General features: G+C 49.6%; 19 protein-coding genes. 17 read left to right on the forward strand and 2 right to left on the reverse strand.

The genetic code is table 11. From position 1 onward, the window contains the following. Nucleotides 1-98: 98 nt before the first annotated feature. The 12 genes from purE (at nt 99) to purD (ending at nt 12,896) form a co-directional block, all read left to right on the forward strand. On the forward strand, nt 99-587 hold the full coding sequence (purE, locus tag NQS30_RS18005) for a 5-(carboxyamino)imidazole ribonucleotide mutase (RefSeq protein ID WP_007609846.1): 489 nt from the start codon (nt 99-101) through the stop codon (nt 585-587). Next, a complete protein-coding gene (gene purK, locus NQS30_RS18010) occupies nt 541-1,722 on the forward strand; it encodes a 5-(carboxyamino)imidazole ribonucleotide synthase (RefSeq protein WP_094032606.1) in 1,182 nt (393 codons plus the stop codon). The genes purE and purK overlap by 47 nt, the downstream gene beginning before the upstream one ends. Beyond that, the gene (gene purB, locus NQS30_RS18015; RefSeq protein ID WP_007408896.1) at nt 1,722-3,014 is read left to right on the forward strand and encodes an adenylosuccinate lyase; all 1,293 of its coding nucleotides are present in this window, start codon (nt 1,722-1,724) and stop codon (nt 3,012-3,014) included. The genes purK and purB overlap by 1 nt, the downstream gene beginning before the upstream one ends. 75 nt (nt 3,015-3,089) lie before the next feature. Beyond that, a complete protein-coding gene (purC, locus tag NQS30_RS18020; RefSeq protein WP_218791511.1) occupies nt 3,090-3,809 on the forward strand; it encodes a phosphoribosylaminoimidazolesuccinocarboxamide synthase in 720 nt (239 codons plus the stop codon). Continuing rightward, complete coding sequence (gene purS, locus NQS30_RS18025) at nt 3,809-4,063, forward strand: phosphoribosylformylglycinamidine synthase subunit PurS (protein WP_003155758.1); 255 nt, start codon at nt 3,809-3,811, stop codon at nt 4,061-4,063. The genes purC and purS overlap by 1 nt, the downstream gene beginning before the upstream one ends. Next, entirely contained in the window at nt 4,060-4,743 is a 684-nt protein-coding gene (gene purQ, locus NQS30_RS18030; RefSeq protein WP_007408898.1) for a phosphoribosylformylglycinamidine synthase subunit PurQ, read from the forward strand. Before purS ends, purQ begins: the two co-directional genes overlap by 4 nt. Continuing rightward, the gene (gene purL / locus NQS30_RS18035; RefSeq protein WP_069007123.1) at nt 4,727-6,955 is read left to right on the forward strand and encodes a phosphoribosylformylglycinamidine synthase subunit PurL; all 2,229 of its coding nucleotides are present in this window, start codon (nt 4,727-4,729) and stop codon (nt 6,953-6,955) included. The genes purQ and purL overlap by 17 nt, the downstream gene beginning before the upstream one ends. After that, nucleotides 6,931-8,361 (forward strand): amidophosphoribosyltransferase, encoded by a 1,431-nt coding sequence (purF, locus tag NQS30_RS18040; protein ID WP_069007124.1) that lies wholly within the window; start codon nt 6,931-6,933, stop codon nt 8,359-8,361. Before purL ends, purF begins: the two co-directional genes overlap by 25 nt. Before the next feature lie 91 nt (nt 8,362-8,452). After that, a complete protein-coding gene (purM, locus tag NQS30_RS18045; protein ID WP_015239317.1) occupies nt 8,453-9,493 on the forward strand; it encodes a phosphoribosylformylglycinamidine cyclo-ligase in 1,041 nt (346 codons plus the stop codon). Then, complete coding sequence (purN, locus tag NQS30_RS18050) at nt 9,490-10,077, forward strand: phosphoribosylglycinamide formyltransferase (RefSeq protein ID WP_007408902.1); 588 nt, start codon at nt 9,490-9,492, stop codon at nt 10,075-10,077. The genes purM and purN overlap by 4 nt, the downstream gene beginning before the upstream one ends. Further along, nucleotides 10,074-11,612: a bifunctional phosphoribosylaminoimidazolecarboxamide formyltransferase/IMP cyclohydrolase gene (gene purH / locus NQS30_RS18055; RefSeq protein WP_025284372.1), complete on the forward strand. Its 1,539-nt coding sequence runs from the start codon at nt 10,074-10,076 to the stop codon at nt 11,610-11,612. The genes purN and purH overlap by 4 nt, the downstream gene beginning before the upstream one ends. Nucleotides 11,613-11,627: 15 nt before the next feature. Beyond that, on the forward strand, nt 11,628-12,896 hold the full coding sequence (purD, locus tag NQS30_RS18060; RefSeq protein WP_025284373.1) for a phosphoribosylamine--glycine ligase: 1,269 nt from the start codon (nt 11,628-11,630) through the stop codon (nt 12,894-12,896). A 169-nt stretch (nt 12,897-13,065) separates the two neighbouring features. Here purD and NQS30_RS18070 read toward each other — a convergent pair whose 3' ends face one another. Beyond that, complete coding sequence (locus tag NQS30_RS18070) at nt 13,066-13,296, reverse strand: YgaP family membrane protein (protein ID WP_017419030.1); 231 nt, start codon at nt 13,294-13,296, stop codon at nt 13,066-13,068. Between the two features lie 121 nt (nt 13,297-13,417). Between NQS30_RS18070 and NQS30_RS18075 the strand changes: the two genes are divergently transcribed. Genes NQS30_RS18075 through NQS30_RS18085 form a run of 3 tightly spaced genes read left to right on the forward strand, consistent with a single transcriptional unit; the run spans nt 13,418 to nt 16,494 of the window. Next, entirely contained in the window at nt 13,418-15,160 is a 1,743-nt protein-coding gene (locus NQS30_RS18075; RefSeq protein WP_025284374.1) for an adenine deaminase, read from the forward strand. A gap of 24 nt (nt 15,161-15,184) precedes the next feature. Further along, nucleotides 15,185-16,180, forward strand: a complete 996-nt coding sequence (locus tag NQS30_RS18080) for a DUF3048 domain-containing protein (protein ID WP_025284375.1) — start codon at nt 15,185-15,187, stop codon at nt 16,178-16,180. A gap of 2 nt (nt 16,181-16,182) precedes the next feature. Continuing rightward, nucleotides 16,183-16,494: a YerC/YecD family TrpR-related protein gene (locus NQS30_RS18085; RefSeq protein WP_003155745.1), complete on the forward strand. Its 312-nt coding sequence runs from the start codon at nt 16,183-16,185 to the stop codon at nt 16,492-16,494. A 35-nt stretch (nt 16,495-16,529) separates the two neighbouring features. Here NQS30_RS18085 and NQS30_RS18090 read toward each other — a convergent pair whose 3' ends face one another. Continuing rightward, complete coding sequence (locus NQS30_RS18090; RefSeq protein WP_061046490.1) at nt 16,530-18,104, reverse strand: FMN-binding glutamate synthase family protein; 1,575 nt, start codon at nt 18,102-18,104, stop codon at nt 16,530-16,532. Nucleotides 18,105-18,299: 195 nt separating this feature from the next. Between NQS30_RS18090 and pcrB the strand changes: the two genes are divergently transcribed. Beyond that, nucleotides 18,300-18,989 (forward strand): heptaprenylglyceryl phosphate synthase, encoded by a 690-nt coding sequence (gene pcrB, locus NQS30_RS18095; RefSeq protein ID WP_003155740.1) that lies wholly within the window; start codon nt 18,300-18,302, stop codon nt 18,987-18,989. Nucleotides 18,990-19,046: 57 nt separating this feature from the next. Then, nucleotides 19,047-21,266 carry a DNA helicase PcrA gene (gene pcrA / locus NQS30_RS18100; RefSeq protein ID WP_032872525.1) on the forward strand — a complete coding sequence of 740 codons (2,220 nt, stop codon included), beginning with the start codon at nt 19,047-19,049 and terminating at the stop codon, nt 21,264-21,266. The last annotated feature ends 1 nt before the right edge of the window (nt 21,267 follow it).

Below are 21,267 nucleotides of genomic sequence, written 5' to 3' on the forward strand. Positions count from 1 at the left end.
ATACGCGCGCCATGCCCGGTTTGTATTGCTTCCTCATAGTTGCAATATAAGCCGGGCTTTTTTTTCTGAAAAACAAAGCATGAGAAGGTGGGAACAGAATGCAGCCGCTAGCAGGAATCATCATGGGAAGCACCTCCGATTGGGAGACAATGAAACATGCATGCGACATACTTGACGAACTTCACATTCCTTATGAAAAACAGGTGGTATCCGCGCACCGGACGCCTGATTTGATGTTTGAATATGCAGAAAGCGCCAGAGACAGGGGCTTAAAAGTCATTATTGCCGGAGCCGGGGGAGCGGCGCATCTGCCGGGAATGACGGCGGCCAAAACGACGCTGCCGGTGATCGGCGTACCGGTTCAGACAAAATCGCTTAACGGGCTTGATTCTCTTCTGTCTATCGTACAGATGCCAGGCGGCGTGCCGGTCGCGACGACGGCGATCGGGAAAGCGGGCGCAGTGAACGCGGGTCTGTTAGCCGCGCAAATTTTGTCGGCATTTGACGATGACATTGCGGATAAACTAGAGGCGAGAAGAAATGCGACAAAACAAACGGTGCTGGAAAGCAGTGATCAGCTTGTCTGATAAAAAAACGATTTTTCCCGGCGCCGTCATCGGCATTATCGGAGGCGGACAGCTCGGAAAAATGATGGCTGTCGCCGCAAAACAGATGGGCTATAAAGTCGCTGTCGTCGATCCCGTGAAAGACTCGCCATGCGGACAGATCGCCGATATTGAGATTACCGCCCAGTACAACGACCGTGAAGCGATTCATAAATTGGCCGGAGTCAGTGACATCATTACCTACGAATTTGAAAATATCGATTACGAGGCGCTTAACTGGCTCAAAGAACATGCATATCTTCCCCAGGGAAGCGAGCTGCTGCTCATCACCCAGAACAGGGAAACGGAAAAAAAGGCGATCCAGTCAGCAGGCTGTCAAGTCGCGCCTTATCGTATCGTAAACAGCGGACGGGAGCTTGAGGAAGCCGTTCAGGCACTGGGGCTCCCGGCGGTGCTGAAAACATGCCGCGGCGGATATGACGGCAAAGGCCAATTTGTCATTAAGGAAGAAGGACAGACAGATGAAGCGGCTGCGCTGTTAGAAAACGGCACGTGCATACTTGAAAGCTGGGTATCGTTCCGGATGGAGCTTTCCGTTATCGTGACGAGATCGGTGCACGGTGAGATTTCAACCTTTCCGGCTGCTGAAAATATCCACAAAAATAATATTCTGTTCCAAAGCATCGTGCCCGCGAGAGCGGAGGAAACGGTTCAGAAGCGGGCAGAGGCGCTTGCCGTTCAGCTCGCGGAGAAATTGGAACTTGTCGGGCCGCTTGCGGTGGAAATGTTCGTCACGGAAGACGGAGACCTTTTGATTAATGAACTGGCGCCGCGTCCTCACAATTCAGGGCATTATACGCTCGACCTTTGTGAAACGAGCCAATTCGAACAGCACATCAGAGCGGTCTGCGGACTTCCTCTCGGCAGAACCGATCTTCTCAAACCGGGAATGATGGTGAATCTGCTCGGTGATGAAGTGAAGCTTGCGGAGGAGCATACGGAGCTTTTAAAGGAAGCCAAACTGTACCTGTACGGAAAACATGAGATTAAAAAAGGCCGCAAAATGGGGCATATGACATTTTTGCGGAAGCCTGATGAAACATGGATTCAGGACATCACGAACATATGGATGAAAAGAGACGGAGGACGAGCATAATGATCGAACGTTATTCAAGACCTGAAATGTCCGCGATCTGGACGGACGAAAACAGATACCAGGCATGGCTGGAAGTCGAGATTTTAGCCTGTGAAGCCTGGGCTGAGCTTGGCGTCATTCCGAAAGAAGACGTCAAAGTCATGCGCGAAAACGCGTCTTTCGACATCAACCGCATTTTGGAAATCGAGCAGGATACGCGCCATGACGTCGTTGCATTCACCCGCGCGGTTTCAGAATCATTAGGCGAAGAAAGAAAATGGGTTCACTACGGCCTGACGTCAACAGATGTCGTGGATACCGCTCTTTCCTATCTATTAAAACAGGCGAATGAGATCTTGCTCAAGGACATTGAGAGATTTGTTGACATTATAAAAGAAAAAGCGAAAGAACATAAATACACGGTCATGATGGGCCGCACGCATGGCGTACACGCGGAACCGACGACATTCGGCCTGAAACTCGCGCTTTGGCACGAAGAAATGAAACGCAACCTTGAACGTTTCAAGCAGGCAAAAGAAGGGATCGAAGTCGGGAAGCTTTCCGGCGCGGTCGGCACATATGCAAATATTGATCCGTTCGTAGAGCAGTATGTCTGTGAAAAACTCGGCCTGAAAGCGGCGCCGATTTCCACTCAGACATTACAGCGCGACCGTCATGCGGATTACATGGCGGCACTGGCTTTGATCGCGACGAGCATTGAAAAATTCGCAGTGGAAATCCGCGGTCTGCAAAAGAGTGAAACACGTGAAGTGGAAGAGTTTTTTGCAAAAGGACAAAAAGGCTCATCGGCTATGCCTCATAAACGGAATCCGATCGGGTCGGAAAATATGACGGGCATGGCGCGCGTGATCCGCGGGTACATGCTGACGGCATACGAAAATGTACCGTTATGGCATGAGCGTGATATTTCTCATTCATCAGCTGAGCGCATCATTCTTCCTGACGCGACAATCGCGCTGAATTACATGCTGAACCGATTCAGCAATATCGTCAAAAACTTAACGGTATTCCCGGAAAATATGAAACGCAACATGGACCGCACACTCGGTTTGATCTATTCTCAGCGCGTGCTGCTTGCTTTAATCGACACGGGTCTGCCTCGTGAAGAAGCATATGACACGGTTCAGCCGAAAGCGATGGAAGCGTGGGAAAAACAAGTGCCGTTCCGCCAGCTTGTCGAAGCGGAGGAAAAAATCACGTCCCGTCTCACACCGGAACAGATTGCCGATTGCTTTGACTACAATTATCATTTGAAAAACGTCGACTTGATCTTTGAGCGTTTAGGTTTATAGAAGAAGCCAGCCGGAGGCGGCTTCTTCAGCCGCCATAGATTGAATATTCCCAACATTCGGGTTAGGAGGCCTTCCGTGAATATTGTGAACAATAATCTTCTTTATGAAGGAAAAGCGAAACGGATTTATCAAACTGAAGACGAACAGATTCTCTGCGTGGTCTACAAGGATTCCGCAACAGCCTTTAACGGTGAGAAAAAAGCGGAGATCAGCGGAAAGGGCCGTCTGAACAATGAAATTTCAAGCCTGATTTTCAAACATCTGCACGCCGAAGGAATTGACAACCACTTTGTGGAGCGTGTTTCAGAATCAGAGCAGCTTATCAAAAAAGTGAGCATCATTCCGCTTGAAGTCGTGGTCAGAAACGTTGCCGCCGGAAGCATGTCGAAACGTCTCGGCATCCCGGAAGGAACTAAGCTTCCGCAGCCGATTATCGAATTTTACTATAAAGATGACGCACTGGGCGATCCGCTCATCACAGAAGATCATATCTGGCTTTTAAAAGCGGCGGCTCCTGAGCAGGTGGAAACGATCAAATCGATTACAAAACAGGTGAATCAAGAGCTGCAGCATATTTTTGAAGACTGCGGCGTCAGATTAATAGATTTTAAGCTGGAATTCGGCTTAGACGCAGAGGGACGGGTTCTTTTAGCGGATGAAATTTCTCCTGACACGTGCCGTCTGTGGGACAAAGACACAAACGAAAAGCTCGATAAAGATTTGTTCAGACGGAACCTGGGAAGCTTAACCGACGCATATGAAGAGATTTTCAAAAGACTGGGAGGCATTTCATAATGTATAAAGTGAAAGTTTATGTCAGCTTAAAAGAAAGTGTGCTCGATCCTCAAGGAAGCGCGGTGCAGCATGCATTGCACAGTATGACCTACAATGAAGTGCAGGATGTGCGCATCGGAAAATACATGGAGCTGACGATTGAAAAATCTGACCGCGATCTTGACGCGCTCGTGAAAGAAATGTGTGAAAAGCTTCTTGCCAATACAGTCATTGAAGACTACCGATATGAAGTTGAGGAGGTTGTCGCACAGTGAAATTTGCGGTGATTGTGTTACCCGGCTCCAACTGTGATATTGATATGTTCCACGCCGTAAAAGACGAACTCGGCGAAGAAGTCGAGTATGTCTGGCACGAGGAAACAAGCCTTGACGGATTTGACGGCGTGCTCATCCCCGGCGGGTTTTCATACGGCGACTACTTGAGATGCGGCGCCATCGCCAGATTCGCAAACATCATGCCGGCTGTGAAAAAAGCGGCTGCCGAAGGAAAACCGGTTCTCGGCGTCTGCAACGGATTCCAGATTCTGCAGGAGCTCGGACTTCTGCCCGGCGCGATGAGACGCAACAAAGATTTAAAGTTCATCTGCCGACCGGTTGAATTAATCGTGCAGAACGGCGGCACGTTATTCACATCTTCCTATGAAAAAGGACAATCGATTACGATTCCGGTTGCCCACGGCGAAGGCAATTTCTACTGTGATGACGAAACGCTTGAAAGATTAAAAGAAAACAATCAAATCGCCTTCACATACGGCGGCGATATTAACGGAAGCGTCAGCGGCATTGCCGGCGTCGTGAATGAGAAAGGCAACGTATTAGGCATGATGCCTCACCCTGAGCGCGCAGTCGATGAACTGCTCGGCAGCGCAGACGGTCTTACATTGTTCCGGTCTATCGTGAAAAATTGGAGGGAAACTCATGTCGCTACTGCTTGAACCAAGTAAAGAACAAATAAAAGAAGAGAAACTCTATCAGCAAATGGGTGTCAGTGATGACGAGTTCGCACTCATTGAATCTATTATCGGAAGATTGCCGAACTACACGGAAATCGGGATTTTTTCCGTCATGTGGTCAGAGCACTGCAGCTATAAAAACTCAAAACCGGTTTTACGTAAATTCCCGACTAGCGGCGAACGCGTGCTGCAGGGTCCCGGAGAAGGCGCGGGAATCGTTGACATCGGTGACAATCAGGCGGTCGTGTTCAAAATTGAATCTCATAACCATCCGTCAGCGATTGAGCCATACCAAGGTGCTGCGACGGGAGTGGGCGGCATCATCCGTGACGTTTTCTCAATGGGCGCCCGTCCGATAGCTGTATTAAACTCTCTTCGATTTGGTGAGCTCACTTCACCTCGTGTGAAGTACTTGTTTGAAGAAGTAGTGGCGGGAATCGCGGGATACGGAAACTGTATCGGAATTCCGACGGTCGGCGGAGAAGTGCAGTTTGACGCAAGCTATGAGGGCAATCCGCTTGTCAATGCAATGTGCGTCGGCTTAATTGATCATAAAGATATTAAAAAAGGCCAGGCGAAAGGTGTCGGCAACACGGTCATGTACGTCGGCGCTAAAACGGGCCGCGACGGCATACACGGCGCTACTTTCGCATCGGAAGAAATGTCAGATTCATCTGAAGAAAAACGTTCCGCGGTGCAGGTCGGCGATCCTTTCATGGAAAAACTTCTCTTGGAAGCATGCCTTGAAGTCATCCAATGCGACGCCTTAGTCGGCATTCAGGATATGGGGGCGGCCGGTCTGACAAGTTCGAGTGCTGAAATGGCAAGCAAAGCCGGCTCAGGCATTGAAATGAACCTTGATCTCATTCCACAGCGGGAAACAGGTATGACCGCTTACGAAATGATGCTTTCTGAGTCTCAGGAACGCATGCTTCTCGTCATTGAACGCGGACGTGAACAGGAAATTGTCGATATTTTTGATAAATATGATCTTGAAGCGGTTTCCGTAGGTCATGTTACGGATGATAAAATGCTCCGCCTCCGCCATAACGGAGAGGTTGTTTGCGAGCTTCCGGTCGACGCGCTGGCGGAAGAAGCACCTGTATACCACAAGCCGTCAGCAGAACCCGCGTACTACCGCGAGTTTCAGGAAACGGAAGTTCCCGCGCCTGAAGTAAAAGATGCGACAGAGACGCTTTTTGCCCTGCTGCAGCAGCCGACAATCGCCAGCAAAGAGTGGGTGTACGATCAATATGACTACATGGTGCGCACAAATACGGTGGTCGCTCCGGGCTCTGACGCGGGAGTGCTCAGAATCCGCGGCACGAAAAAAGCGCTGGCGATGACGACGGATTGTAACGCCCGTTATTTATATCTTGATCCAGAAGAAGGCGGAAAAATCGCCGTTGCCGAAGCGGCGCGCAACATCGTATGCTCCGGCGCCGAACCGCTTGCGGTCACGGATAATCTGAATTTCGGAAACCCGGAAAAACCTGAAATTTTCTGGCAGATCGAAAAAGCGGCCGACGGCATCAGCGAGGCGTGCAATGTTCTCAGCACACCCGTCATCGGCGGAAACGTATCACTTTATAATGAATCGAACGGAACGGCGATCTACCCGACGCCTGTTATCGGCATGGTCGGCTTAATTGAAGATACCGCTCATATTACGACACAGCATTTCAAACAAGCGGGGGATCTTGTATACGTGATCGGCGAAACAAAACCTGAGTTTGCCGGAAGCGAACTGCAAAAAATGACAGAAGGCCGCATTTACGGCAAAGCGCCGCAAATCGATCTTGATATAGAGCTGTCACGCCAAAAAGCATTGCTTGACGCGATTAAAAAAGGCTTCGTTCAATCAGCGCATGACGTATCAGAAGGCGGCTTAGGCGTAGCGATTGCAGAAAGCGTCATGACGACGGAAAACCTTGGCGCCAACGTGACTGTAGAAGGGGAAGCGGCATTATTATTCTCTGAATCTCAATCCCGCTTCGTCGTTTCGGTGAAAAAAGAACACCAAGCGGCGTTTGAAGCGGCTGCGGCCGATGCGGTTCATATCGGCGAGGTAACGGCTGACGGACTTCTGGCGATTCAAAACCAGGACGGACAACAATTGGTTCACGCGCAAACGAAAGAACTTGAGCGCGCGTGGAAAGGAGCTATTCCATGCTTGCTGAAATCAAAGGCCTGAATGAAGAATGCGGTGTGTTTGGCATCTGGGGACATGAAGAAGCTCCGCAGATCACGTATTACGGCCTGCACAGCCTCCAGCACAGGGGACAGGAAGGCGCGGGAATTGTCGCAACTGACGGTGAAAAACTGACGGCGCATAAAGGACAGGGGCTTATTACCGAGGTTTTTCAAAACGGCGAACTGAGCAAAGTGAAGGGAAAAGGCGCGATCGGGCACGTCCGTTATGCGACGGCTGGCGGAGGCGGATATGAAAATGTTCAGCCGCTCCTGTTCCGTTCGCAAAACAACGGCAGCCTCGCGCTCGCCCATAACGGCAACTTGGTCAACGCCACACAGTTGAAGCAGCAGCTTGAAAACCAAGGGAGCATCTTTCAGACTTCCTCCGATACGGAGGTGCTGGCTCATCTGATTAAACGCAGCGGACACTTTTCGCTGAAGGATCAAATCAAAAATTCGCTGTCCATGCTGAAAGGCGCTTATGCCTTTTTAATCATGACTGAAACAGAAATGATCGTAGCGCTTGACCCGAACGGACTCAGACCGCTGTCAATCGGCATGTTGGGTGATGCTTACGTCGTCGCTTCAGAAACGTGCGCATTCGATGTGGTCGGTGCGACATACCTTCGCGAGGTAGAGCCGGGCGAAATGCTGATCATCAATGATGAAGGCATGAAATCAGAGCGTTTCTCCATGAATATCAACCGTTCCATCTGCAGCATGGAGTACATTTATTTCTCAAGACCTGACAGCAATATCGACGGCATTAACGTGCACAGCGCCCGGAAAAACCTCGGAAAAATGCTTGCCCAGGAGTCCGCGGTTGAAGCGGATGTCGTCACAGGCGTGCCGGATTCCAGTATTTCTGCAGCCATCGGCTATGCCGAGGCAACGGGCATCCCGTACGAACTCGGTCTCATTAAAAATCGTTATGTCGGCAGAACGTTTATCCAGCCGTCACAGGCTCTCCGTGAGCAAGGTGTCAGAATGAAGCTGTCCGCCGTCCGCGGTGTTGTCGAAGGAAAACGGGTCGTCATGGTTGATGATTCCATCGTGCGCGGGACGACAAGCCGCCGGATTGTCACAATGCTCAGAGAAGCGGGAGCGACAGAGGTGCACGTCAAGATCAGTTCACCGCCGATCGCTCATCCGTGCTTCTACGGCATCGACACATCAACCCATGAGGAGCTGATCGCTTCCTCTCATTCTGTGGAAGAAATCCGCCAGATCATCGGTGCTGACACGCTTTCTTTCTTAAGTGTAGACGGATTGTTAAAAGGAGTCGGCCGAAAATTTGAAGACACCAATTGCGGACAATGCCTCGCTTGTTTTACGGGCAAATATCCGACGGAAATTTATCAGGATACAGTGCTTCCTCACGTAAAAGAAGCGGTGCTGACAAAATAAAATGTGAAAATGACATAAAGGCAGCGGGAATTCAGGCTGCCTTTCTCTTTCTGCCTTTTAAGGAGAAACGAATTGACAAGGAGTGATAGGGATGTCTGATGCTTATAAAAATGCCGGAGTTGACATCGAAGCCGGATACGAAGCCGTCAAACGAATGAAAAAACACGTGGAGCGCACGAAAAGGCTCGGCGTTATGGGAAGCCTGGGCGGTTTTGGCGGAATGTTTGATCTGTCAGAGCTTCCGTATCAAAAGCCTGTTTTAATTTCCGGAACAGACGGTGTCGGCACCAAATTGAAACTCGCATTTTCAATGGATAAGCATGACACGATCGGCGTCGATGCGGTCGCGATGTGTGTAAACGATGTGCTTGCCCAAGGAGCGGAGCCGCTGTTTTTCCTTGATTATTTGGCGGTCGGCAAGGCTGATCCGGTGAAAATTGAGCAGATCGTTCAGGGCGTGGCGGACGGATGCGAGCAGTCAGGATCAGCGCTTATCGGCGGTGAGACGGCGGAAATGCCGGGGCTGTATACGGCTGATGAATACGATATTGCGGGCTTTTCAGTCGGCGTCGCGGAAAAAGACGAAATCGTCACCGGTGAACATATTGAAGAGGGGCATCTCTTAATCGGACTTACTTCAAGCGGCCTTCACAGCAACGGATTTTCCCTAGTGAGAAAAGTGCTTCTTGATGACGGCGGACTTGATTTGGATACTGTCTATGAACCGTTTGCGCGTCCTCTCGGAGAAGAATTGCTGGAACCGACGAGAATATATGTGAAGCCGGTGCTCAAGGCGGTGAAAAGCGGTAAGGTGGACGGCATGGCGCATGTGACAGGCGGAGGATTCATCGAGAACATCCCGCGGATGCTGCCGGACGGATTGAGCGCGGAAATTGATCACGGATCATGGCCGATCCCGCCGATTTTTCCGTTTCTGCAGGAGCACGGCAAGCTGAAAGAAGAAGAAATGTTCAATGTCTTTAATATGGGCATCGGTTTTGTCCTTGCCGTTAAAGAAGAGGACTTGACAGACGTTATCGACACGCTTGAAGCTCAGGGCGAGAAGGCTTATTTGATCGGCCGGGTCAAGCGGGGCGAAGGCATTTCTTTCGGCGGTGCGGCTCTTTCATGAAAAAGTTTGCGGTATTTGCTTCAGGAAACGGATCGAACTTCGAGGCCATTGCCAAACGCATGAGAGAAGAGAAGTGGGATGCGGAGCTCTCGCTTCTCGTGACGGATAAGCCTCAGGCAAAGGCGGTGGAAAGGGCGGAGGCTTTACACATTCCGTCATTCGCCTTTGAACCGTCATCTTTTGAAAACAAAGCGGCCTTTGAACGGGCCGTTATTGAACAGCTGCGCCTGCACGGGGCGGAATTAATCGTTCTCGCCGGCTATATGAGACTGATTGGAGATACGCTGCTTGAAGCATACGGGGGCCGCATTATTAATATACATCCCTCGCTTCTTCCGGCATTCCCCGGGATTGACGCTGTCGGACAGGCGTATCGGGCCGGTGTGAAAGTGGCGGGCATTACCGTTCATTACGTCGACGAAGGCATGGACACCGGACCGATTATCGCGCAAAAAGCATTCGAAATACAGGAAAACGATACGCTTGAAGACATAGAGCATACAATACACGAGCTTGAGCACAAATGGTATCCGAGCGTTGTGAAACAGCTGCTGGGACTAAATAACAGAGGTGAAAAGGCATGACAATCAAACGCGCACTAATCAGTGTTTCTGATAAAACAAATCTCGTACCTTTCGTAAAGGAACTGACAGAGCTCGGCGTCGAAGTCATTTCGACCGGAGGAACAAAAAAACTTCTTCAGGAAAACGGTGTGGATGTCATCGGCATTTCAGAAGTGACCGGATTCCCTGAAATTATGGACGGACGGTTAAAAACGCTCCATCCTAATATTCACGGCGGACTGCTTGCCGTAAGAGACAATGAAGAGCATATGGCGCAGATCAATGAGCATGGCATTGCCCCCATTGACCTTGTGGTCGTCAACCTTTACCCGTTTAAAGAAACGATTTCGAAAGAAGACGTAACATACGATGAAGCGATAGAAAACATTGATATCGGCGGTCCCGGCATGCTGCGCGCCGCATCGAAAAACCATCAGGATGTGACGGTCATCACAGATCCGGCCGATTACAGCTCCGTGCTCAATGAGATTAAAGAACACGGCGGCGTTTCGCTTAAAAGAAAACGCGAGCTTGCGGCCAAAGTATTCCGCCATACCGCGGCATACGACGCATTAATCGCTGATTACTTAACACGCGAGACCGGTGAGAAAGACCCTGAGCAATTCACCGTTACATTTGAGAAAAAACAATCGCTCCGCTATGGTGAAAACCCTCACCAAGAGGCTGTTTTCTATCAAAGCGCACTTCCCGTCTCCGGTTCCATCGCGGCGGCAAAACAGCTTCACGGCAAAGAGCTTTCTTACAACAATATTAAGGACGCGGATGCGGCCGTTCAAATCGTCCGGGAATTTACAGAACCCGCAGCTGTTGCCGTTAAACATATGAACCCGTGCGGAGTCGGTACGGGAGCTTCAATTGAGGAAGCATTCAATAAAGCGTATGAAGCTGATAAAACCTCCATTTTCGGCGGCATCATCGCGCTGAACCGTGAAGTTGATCAGGCAACGGCTGAAGCCCTTCACGGCATCTTTTTAGAAATCATTATCGCCCCTTCTTTCAGTGAAGAAGCGCTGAACGTACTGACGGCGAAGAAAAACCTTCGTCTGCTCACGCTTGACGTGTCCGCATCAGGGAAGAAAGAAAAACAGCTGACATCCGTACAGGGCGGTCTTTTGATTCAAGATTTAGACGTCCATGGATTTGATGACGCCGACATCAGCATCCCGACAAAAAGAGAGCCGAGCGAGCAGGAATGGGAAGATTTGAAGCTGGCCTGGAAAGTCGTCAAACACGTGAAATCCAACGCGATCGTTCTTGCAAAAGACCATATGACGGTCGGTGTGGGAGCGGGGCAGATGAATCGCGTCGGTTCAGCTAAAATCGCCATTGAGCAGGCCGGAGAAAAAGCAAAAGGCAGCGCGCTCGGATCAGACGCGTTTTTCCCGATGCCGGATACAGTCGAAGAAGCCGCAAAAGCCGGTGTCACGGCGATTATCCAGCCAGGCGGATCGGTCCGCGATGAAGATTCGATTAAAAAAGCGGATGAATACGGCATCGCCATGGTATTCACCGGCATCAGACATTTCAAACATTAAGAGGGGGAACGAAGCGTGAATGTATTGATTATCGGAAAAGGCGGCAGAGAGCATACATTGGCTTGGAAAGCGGCGCAAAGCCCGCTTGTTGACACGGTGTACGCCGCGCCCGGAAATGACGGTATGGCAGACTGCGCGACGCTGGTCAACATTGAAGAAAGCGATCATGCCGCACTCATTGCGTTTGCGAAAGAACATCATGTCGGCCTGACGATTATCGGCCCTGAAGTTCCTCTGATTGAAGGGATAGCCGACGAGTTTGAAAAAGCCGGACTGCTTGTTTTCGGACCGTCTGAAAAAGCGGCAATCATTGAAGGGAGCAAACAGTTTGCCAAGGATTTAATGAAAAAATACGGCATTCCGACGGCGGAGTATGAGACGTTTACTTCATTTGAAGAGGCGAAAGCATATGTGCAGCAAAAAGGCGCGCCGATTGTCATTAAAGCGGACGGGCTTGCCGCCGGAAAAGGTGTCACGGTCGCGATGACGGAAGAAGAAGCGGTTGAATGCCTGCACGATTTTCTTGAGGATGAGAAATTCGGGGAGGCGAGCGCATCCGTTGTCATTGAAGAGTTCCTCGCCGGCGAAGAATTTTCTTTAATGGCGTTTGTAAAAGGGGAGACCGTCTATCCGATGGTAATCGCTCAAGATCATAAACGCGCCTTCGATGGAGACAAAGGGCCGAATACGGGCGGAATGGGAGCCTACTCACCGGTGCCGCACATTTCCGATGATATCGTCAGAAGCGCAGTCGAAACGATTGTGAAGCCGGCGGCAAAAGCAATGGTGAAAGAGGGACGCTCCTTCACGGGCGTGCTGTACGCGGGGCTGATTCTGACGGAAAACGGATCAAAAGTCATTGAATTCAACGCGCGTTTCGGAGATCCGGAAACACAGGTCGTCGTGCCGAGAATGGAATCTGACCTCATTCAGGTGCTCTTAGATCTTCTGCATGAGAAGGATGTTGACCTAAGGTGGAAGGATACGGCCGCTGTCAGCGTTGTGCTGGCTTCTGAAGGCTATCCGGAAGGCTATGCGAAAGGCACTCCGATCGGCAGTTTGACGTCCGCTGAAGACGGGATCGCCGTTTTTCATGCCGGAACGAAAAAAGACGGCGGACAATTTGTTACAAACGGCGGCCGGGTCGCCAATGTCACGGCATTTGCGGGGACATTTGAAGCGGCGAGAGATAAAGTGTACAGCACCGTTTCAGGGCTGACAAAACCCGGACTGTTTTACAGAAGCGACATCGGCGCCCGTGCGCTGAAAGCATCGCAGCGATAAAGAGGAAAACCCCGCGTCATATAAGATGCGGGGTTTCTTCTGAAAAGACGACTAAGACTGTCGGCTTGCCGTGTGACACGCAGTCATCGATGAAGTCCTCCGGCGTATAGACGGATTCTTCTCAGACTCGCGGGACAGGAGAAATTAAATAACAAGCCGAAACGGCTTGTTATTTTTCTTGCTGATGGCTGTCATCCTGATTCATTCCGGTTTGGAACATATATGTCACCGGACAGAAGCGGAGGATGCCGGATGCCGCTTTCATCGCGCCCATCATCATACAGAAGAGATGCATCTTGCACCAAGGTTTTCTCGTGTATTTCGCTGAAGCAGCAGACAAAATGGTGAGGCCGCAAGTGATGCGCATAACGGCATTTAATAAACTGATATTCGGTTTCATCATTTCAGCTCCCTTAGAAAAAGTTTTTCATTCATCTTCAATAATTTGTAACGTTTTAGCCGTGCGATATTTGTGCGGATGTGATACGATGGGTCTAATATAAGCGAAGGAGAGTATGTGAATGTCCGAACGTACCTTTAACTGGAAAAATAAAGACATCAGATCACAGGCGGATGTTGTAGACTCAAAGCTGCTTCCAACGCTACTTTTACGGGATGCTCTCGTATTAAATCCTTTTTTAAAACAATGGCTGAAAAAGAATGTCTGGATTTATGGAGACCGAATTGTATATGTTGGTCATGAGCTTCCTGATGCAGCAGAGCACATTCATACCATAAATTGTGAAGGAAAATACATTGTGCCAGGTTACATTGAACCGCATACACATCCTTTTCAAATATATAATCCCCAAACGCTCGCCGAATATGTGTCTCAATTCGGAACAACGACGTTTGTTAATGATAACTTGTTTTTTCTTTTGCATAGCGGTAAAAAGAAAGCGCTTACTATATTAGAGGAACTGAAAAAACAGCCGGTGCAATACTTCTGGTGGTCCAGATATGATCTGCAGACTGAAGTGCTGAATGAGGATCAGCTTCTTTCTTTTGATGTCCGCAAGCAATGGATGGAGCACCCGGATGTCATTCAAGGCGGAGAATTGACCGGATGGCCGCGCCTCATGGACGGCGATGACTTGATGCTTCATTGCATGCAGGCGACAAAGAAACTGCGCAAGCGGATAGAAGGGCATTTTCCCGGAGCCTCTGAAAAAACACTGACGAAGATGAAACTGTTCGGAGCGGATTCCGACCACGAGGCGATGAATGGCGGCGAGGTGATGAGACGGCTTGAATTGGGCTACTATGTTTCGCTCAGACATTCATCCATCCGCCCTGATTTGAGAACGATTTTGCAGGATCTCCATCAAAAAGGCTTCCGGCATTATGATCATTTCTTCTACACGACGGATGGAGCGACGCCGCTTTTTTATAAAGGCGGCATGACGAATGAATTAATCAAAATCGCTTTGGAGGAAGGAGTTCCGGCGATCGATGCCTACAATATGGCCTCCTTTAATATCGCGAAGTATTATCAGATGGACGACTTTCTCGGTGTGGTCGGTCCGGGACGGCTTGCTTCATTGAACATTCTCGATGACCCGATGAATCCGGACCCGGTCACGGTGATCTCCAAAGGCATCCTGCTGAGGGAAGACGGCCGAAATATGAATGCGTTTACAGAAACGGATTGGAAAAAGGGCGGTCTTGTCCCTCTTGAGCTTTCATATGATATGACGATGGATGATTTACAGTTTTCAATGCCGATGGGTGTGACCATGCGCAACGCGGTCATTATGGAGCCGTATATGATTGCGATTGATAATTCTGTTGACCAGCTTTCTTTTGATCATGATGAATGCTATCTCACGCTTCTCGATAAGCATGGAAAATGGCGGGTCAATACAATGCTGAAAGGTTTTGCCGATCGGGTGCAGGGCTTTGTCAGTTCCTACACGACAACCGGAGATATTATCGCTGCCGGAAAAAATAAAGAAGATATCCTGCTCGCTTTCTCACGGATGAAAGAAATCGGCGGCGGAATCGTGCTTGCCGAAAACGGGAAGATTCTGCATGAGATTCCCCTCGCCTTAAACGGTTCTGCATCCGCGGAGAAGTATGAAGAAGTGCTTGAGAAAGAGCAAAAACTGAGGATGTTGCTGGAGGAGCGGGGCTACCGATTCTGCGATCCGATCTATACGCTGCTCTTTTTGCAGAGCACACACCTGCCTTATATCCGCATTACGCCGAGAGGAATATTCGACGTGATGAAAAAAACTGTACTCTTTCCATCGATAATGCGTTAAAATATAAAAGCAGGGAGCCGACATATGAAAAGATGGAAAACCGTTTGTATGCTTTGTTTTGCGTTTTTGCTGCTTGCCGCCTGCCGGCAGAATAATGCCGATCAGGTGCAGCCGAAAGAAGCGGAAGCTCCTTTAACGGGGCTGAAAACTGAGCAGAAGCTTGCAAAACGCCGTCCGATTGCAGTCGCAGTGAATAATCATCCGAAGGCGAGGCCCCAATCCGGGCTGTCAAAGGCGGATGTTGTCATCGAAGCGCTCGCGGAGGGCCGGATTACGCGGTTTCTCGCGATTTTTCAAAGTGAGATGCCGGAAACGGTCGGGCCTGTGCGGAGCGCGAGGGAATATTTTGTCACGCTCAGCAGCGGGTTTAACAGCATATTTGTCCATCATGGCTGGAGTCCCGGCGCAAAAAAGCAGCTGGAGTCCGGAGCTTACGATTATATAAACGGTTTGGATTTTGACGGAAGCCTGTTTTGGAGAGCCGATTTCAGCAAGCCGCCCCACAATTCCTACACGTCGTATGACAATATCAGGAAGGCGGCGGAACAAAAAGGATACAAGCTGAACGGAAAAACAGAACCGCTCCCATTTCAGACATCAGATGCAAAACCAGGAAATGAAACCTACAATATTCGGATAGATTATGGAACACAAAACATTACAAATCTTGTCGAATACGATTATGATAAAAAAGCTGATGCTTATACAAGAAGCTCTGATGGTGTGAAAGCGACAGACCGGGAGACCGGAAAGCCTTTAGCCATGCACAACATTTTTATTGTTGAAGCCGGCCATCGCATGACAGACAAAGATGGAAGGCGGGCCATCGATATTCAGTCAGGGGGGAAGGGCCTCCTGCTTCAGCACGGCGATGTTATAGAGTCAGACTGGGAATATAAAGACGGCCGTATTCTGCCCGTAAAAGGCGGTGAGATTCTTCCGTTTGTGCCAGGAAAGACATGGATTAATATCGTGCCTGATCTCGATGCAGCTTCCATTAGTAAAGGAGAAGGTGTTTGACGATGCAAATCGATAAATTACGCGGAAAAGAACTGGACCAGTTATTTTTATCTATTTTATCGCTGAAAGATCTGGAGGAATGCTATCGTTTCTTTGACGATCTTTGTACGATTAATGAAATCCAATCGCTGGCGCAGCGTTTGGAAGTGGCAAGAATGCTCCGCGAAGGAAATACGTATCACAAAATAGAAAGCGAAACGGGTGCTTCCACAGCGACGATTTCCCGGGTGAAGAGATGCTTAAATTACGGTAACGACGCCTATGAAATGGCGCTTGACCGCGTAAACAAAGGAGAATCCTCCTCAGCTACGTAAAAAACCGCTCTGCCGATGACGGCAGGCGGTTTTTTTTATGCGTGCTGATTCAAAAGGCCGGGAAGTTCCCTCAGGCTTCCGTCTTCCTCCCGGTATACGATGTGTTCAGCTGAAAAATGAATCGGTGAGCTGATGCCCGCCGCCGCGGCGAGGTGAAACAGCCCTTCACGCAATGAGAGCACGTAGTTGCAGACGCGGTGCTGTTTATCCTCGATACTGAGCGCGCGCTGAAGTTTTGGGTCGGTTGTCGCCACTCCGACAGGACAATGATTGGTGTGGCATACTTGAGCGCGGATACAGCCGACTGAAAACATCATTCCCCGGGCAATATTGACAAAATCCGCGCCTAACGCGAGGGCAACGGCAATCTTATCCGGAGTGAGCAGCTTTCCGGATGCGAAAATTTTCAGCTTATCTCTTATCCCGTATGTCTTCAAAAGGCCGTCAACAAGGGGGAGGCCGGTCAGAATTGGCAGGCCGACGGAATCCGCCAGCTCATGGAAAGAAGCTCCCGTTCCCCCTTCACTGCCGTCAATCGTAATAAAGTCGGGAAGTTTGCCTGATGAACTCATACAGGAAATAAGGTCTTCAAGGTCTTTGCGGCTGCCCGGGACAATTTTGATACCGACCGGTTTTTCACCGACAGTCCTTAATTTCTCAATGAAATCAAGCATGTCCGGAACATTTGAGAACTCGTTGAAGCGGTTTGGGCTGTCAATGGATTGTCCGGGCTGCACATTTCTGATGGCGGCAATTTCTTCGGTCACCTTTGAACCGTCAATATGCCCGCCTCTTGCTTTCGCCCCTTGCGCAAGCTTTAATTCAAAGGCTTTAATCTGCTCGAGGCGGCTTTTTTTCTTAAATTCTTCCCACGAAAATTCTCCATCTTCGGTGCGGACGCCGAACAGCCCGGGGCCGATTTGGCAGATAATATCCGCGCCGCCTTTCAGGTGATACTCAGACAGGCCGCCTTCGCCTGTATTCATCCATGTGCCGCCGGCCTGGTGCAGCCCTTTTGACAGGGCGGTGATTGCCCGGTCGCCAAGTGAGCCGTAGCTCATCGCTGATTGTCCGATTAACCCTTTCACATAAAACGGCTTCTTGCATGTATCGCGGCCGATCACTTGCACATCGTCCGGATGCAGGTAATAAGGGTCCGCTTTTGCTTTTTCGCGGTGTTCGCTGCGTTTCAGCAGGTTGTCTTTGTCAATCTTGTATACCATCGTGTCGATCTTCGGCGTCTGATCTGCGCGCAGCTCCTCCCTTTGTTTCGGGAAGAGGGCGTTACGGATATAATAGCCCGGCTGATTGAAATCCCGTTCTGAGCCGAAGCCCATCATTCTGCTCTTATACTTTCCGGACATGACCGTCTGTTCATATTCTCTCCGGGAAAACGGCTGTTCTTCGTTATCATTGCTGAATAAATACTGCCGCAGCTCAGGTCCGATTTTTTCAAATATATAGCGCAGTTTTCCCGCTGCGGGATAATTGCGCAGCACTGAATGTTCTTCCTGCTTTTCGTCTCTTATGTATATCCAGAGAAACAGTGCGGCGGGAACTAAAATAATAAAAATCAATATACAAATCAGTACGATAATGGCTTGTTCCATTGAGATCAGACTCCTTGTCTTTTTTCTCTTTGACATTCCACATATTGTCTGTTTTCAAACATAGCCGTTTCCCGTCCGGCGGAGCGCAATCTTTTTTTGTGAATCAGGTGAATGACGTCTTTTTCCGTTTTTCCGGGCCAAACGAATTTGTTATAATGTTTAAATGGCAAGAAACGAATGGAGGAACGAAAACGCATGTACGATGTTAACGAGTGGAAGCATGTTTTTAAACTCGATCCGAATAAAGATTTACCGGATGAACAGCTGGAACGGCTTTGTGAATCAGGGACTGACGCCATTGTGATCGGAGGAAGCGACAATATCACCGAGGACAATGTGCTGAGACTGATGTCAAAGGTGCGGCGGTTTTTAGTGCCGTGCGTACTTGAGGTGTCGACGATTGATTCCATTGTGCCCGGGTTTGATCTTTATTTCATTCCGAGTGTGCTCAACAGCAAAAAGGCGGACTGGATTGTCGGCATGCATCATCAGGCGATGAAAGAATACGGAGAGCTCATGTCAATGGAGGAAATCGTGACGGAGGGCTACTGCATCGTCAACCCTGATTGTAAGGCGGCCGCTTTGACGGAGGCGGATACACATATAGAAACAGAAGATATTCTCGCCTATGCGCGGGTTGCGGAACATTTGCTTCATCTCCCGATTTTTTATCTGGAATACAGCGGGATGCTGGCGGACATAGAAACGGTGGAGAAAACGAAGGCTGTGCTGGACAAGTCCGTCCTGTTTTACGGAGGCGGCATTAAAGACGCGGAAACGGCGGAACGGTTCGGCCGTCATGCCGATGTCATCGTTGTCGGAAATGCCGTATATGAAGATTTTGATCAGGCGCTTAAAACGGTGGCGGCTGTAAAGACAAAGTAGTCAAGCGGACGAAATTGATTTATGATAGAACTTATGTTTGATAGGCGGTGAACGGATATGAATTACATTAGCAATCAATTATTAAGCGGATTAAATCCCGTTCAGCAGGAAGCGGTCAAGACGACGGACGGTCCGCTGCTTCTGATGGCGGGCGCGGGAAGCGGAAAAACACGTGTGCTGACGCACAGAATCGCATACTTAATGGCGGAAAAACACGTGGCGCCATGGAACATTCTGGCGATTACATTTACAAATAAAGCCGCCAGAGAAATGAAGGAGCGGGTGGAGAGCATTCTCGGACCCGGCGCGGATGAAATCTGGATTTCCACCTTCCACAGCATGTGTGTGCGGATTCTGCGCAGGGATATTGACAGAATCGGCATCAACCGAAATTTCTCCATTCTTGATACGGCTGATCAGCTTTCCGTTATTAAAGGGATTCTGAAAGAGCGGAATATCGATCCGAAAAAGTTTGATCCGAGAAGTATTTTAGGCTCCATCAGCAGCGCAAAAAACGAGCTGATCGAACCTGAGGAATTCGCAAAAACGGCCGGCGGCTACTACGATCAGGTCACGAGTGACGTGTATACCGATTATCAGAAAAAACTGCTGAAAAACCAATCGCTCGATTTTGATGATTTAATCATGACGACGATTAAGCTTTTCGAGCGTGTGCCGGAAGTGCTTGAGTTTTATCAGCGCAAATTCCAGTACATTCACGTAGACGAGTATCAGGATACGAACAGGGCGCAATACCTGCTTGTGAAGCAGCTTGCGGCCCGTCTTGAAAATATCTGCGTCGTCGGTGACTCCGACCAGTCCATTTACAGATGGCGCGGGGCGGATATCGCGAATATCCTTTCCTTTGAAAAAGATTATCCGAGCGCAAACGTGATTTTGCTCGAGCAAAATTACCGCTCAACAAAGCGTATTCTGCAAGCGGCTAACGAAGTGATCAAAAACAACTCAAACCGCAAGCCGAAAAACCTGTGGACGGAAAATGACGAAGGCATCAAGCTTTCTTATTACAGCGGCGACAATGAATTCGGCGAAGGCCAATTCGTCGCGGGCAAAATTTATGAGCTGCACAGCTCGGGCCGGCGGAAGCTTTCCGATATCGCGATTTTATACCGGACAAACGCCCAGTCGCGCGTCATTGAGGAAACCCTTTTAAAATCCGGACTGAACTACAATATCGTCGGCGGAACCAAGTTCTACGACAGGAAAGAAATTAAAGACATTCTCGCATACCTGCGCCTTGTGTCAAACCCGGACGACGACATCAGTTTTACGCGGATCGTCAATGTGCCGAAGCGGGGCGTCGGCGCAACTTCACTAGAAAAAATCGCTTCATATGCGGCGATGAACGGAATGTCAATGTTCCAGGCGGTCAAACAGGTTGATTTCATCGGCGTCAGCGCGAAAGCGGCAAACGCACTTGACGGCTTTGGCGCGATGATTGAAAATCTGACGAACATGCAGGATTACCTGTCCATTACGGAACTCACGGAAGAAATTCTCGAGAAAACGGAATACAGAGAAATGCTGAAGGCCGAAAAATCAATCGAAGCCCAAAGCCGTCTTGAAAATATCGACGAGTTTCTTTCCGTGACGAAAAACTTCGAACAAAAAAGCGAAGACAAGTCTCTCGTCGCGTTTCTGACTGATTTGGCGCTGATTGCGGATATTGACCAGCTTGACCAGAAGGAAGAGGAATCAGGCGGAAAGGATGCCGTCACTTTAATGACACTGCACGCCGCTAAGGGGCTTGAATTTCCTGTCGTGTTCTTAATGGGCATGGAAGAAGGCGTGTTCCCGCACAGCCGCTCCCTGATGGAAGAAGCCGAGATGGAAGAAGAACGCAGGCTCGCATATGTAGGCATTACGAGGGCGGAAGAAGAACTGTATTTAACGAATGCCAAAATGCGAACCTTATTCGGCCGCACCAATATGAATCCGGAATCCCGCTTTATCAGGGAAATACCTGGCGATTTATTGGAGAACCTAAATGAGAAGAAAACACCTCGCATGCAGCCGGGAAGAAAAGTGCAGCCAAAACGCGGGCCCGTATCCCGTCCCGTTTCCTATGCGAACAAAACAGGCGGCGACTCGCTCAGCTGGGCGGTCGGCGATAAAGCGGGCCATAAAAAATGGGGCACCGGAACGGTTGTCAGCGTAAAAGGAGAAGGCGAAAGCACCGAGCTTGATATCGCATTCCCGAGCCCAGTCGGCGTGAAGCGTCTGCTTGCCGCTTTTGCGCCGATTGAAAAGCAGTAAC

Source organism: Bacillus sp. B1(2022) (assembly GCF_040259625.1).
In the GTDB taxonomy this organism is placed as follows: Bacteria; Bacillota; Bacilli; order Bacillales; family Bacillaceae; genus Bacillus; species Bacillus velezensis.

Bases quoted from the DNA above. Each gene is read 5' to 3' on its own strand.
- NQS30_RS18085 (WP_003155745.1), top strand. From the start codon at position 16,183: ATGCAAATCGATAAATTACGCGGAAAAGAACTGGACCAGTTATTTTTA.
- purN (WP_007408902.1), top strand. From the start codon at position 9,490: ATGAAAAAGTTTGCGGTATTTGCTTCAGGAAACGGATCGAACTTCGAG.
- NQS30_RS18075 (WP_025284374.1), top strand. From the start codon at position 13,418: ATGTCCGAACGTACCTTTAACTGGAAAAATAAAGACATCAGATCACAG.
- purM (WP_015239317.1), top strand. From the start codon at position 8,453: ATGTCTGATGCTTATAAAAATGCCGGAGTTGACATCGAAGCCGGATAC.
- purE (WP_007609846.1), top strand. From the start codon at position 99: ATGCAGCCGCTAGCAGGAATCATCATGGGAAGCACCTCCGATTGGGAG.
- purB (WP_007408896.1), top strand. From the start codon at position 1,722: ATGATCGAACGTTATTCAAGACCTGAAATGTCCGCGATCTGGACGGAC.
- purL (WP_069007123.1), top strand. From the start codon at position 4,727: ATGTCGCTACTGCTTGAACCAAGTAAAGAACAAATAAAAGAAGAGAAA.
- pcrA (WP_032872525.1), top strand. From the start codon at position 19,047: ATGAATTACATTAGCAATCAATTATTAAGCGGATTAAATCCCGTTCAG.
- purH (WP_025284372.1), top strand. From the start codon at position 10,074: ATGACAATCAAACGCGCACTAATCAGTGTTTCTGATAAAACAAATCTC.
- pcrB (WP_003155740.1), top strand. From the start codon at position 18,300: ATGTACGATGTTAACGAGTGGAAGCATGTTTTTAAACTCGATCCGAAT.
- purK (WP_094032606.1), top strand. From the start codon at position 541: ATGCGACAAAACAAACGGTGCTGGAAAGCAGTGATCAGCTTGTCTGAT.
- NQS30_RS18070 (WP_017419030.1), bottom strand. From the start codon at position 13,296: ATGAAACCGAATATCAGTTTATTAAATGCCGTTATGCGCATCACTTGC.
- purS (WP_003155758.1), top strand. From the start codon at position 3,809: ATGTATAAAGTGAAAGTTTATGTCAGCTTAAAAGAAAGTGTGCTCGAT.
- NQS30_RS18090 (WP_061046490.1), bottom strand. From the start codon at position 18,104: ATGGAACAAGCCATTATCGTACTGATTTGTATATTGATTTTTATTATT.
- purF (WP_069007124.1), top strand. From the start codon at position 6,931: ATGCTTGCTGAAATCAAAGGCCTGAATGAAGAATGCGGTGTGTTTGGC.
- NQS30_RS18080 (WP_025284375.1), top strand. From the start codon at position 15,185: ATGAAAAGATGGAAAACCGTTTGTATGCTTTGTTTTGCGTTTTTGCTG.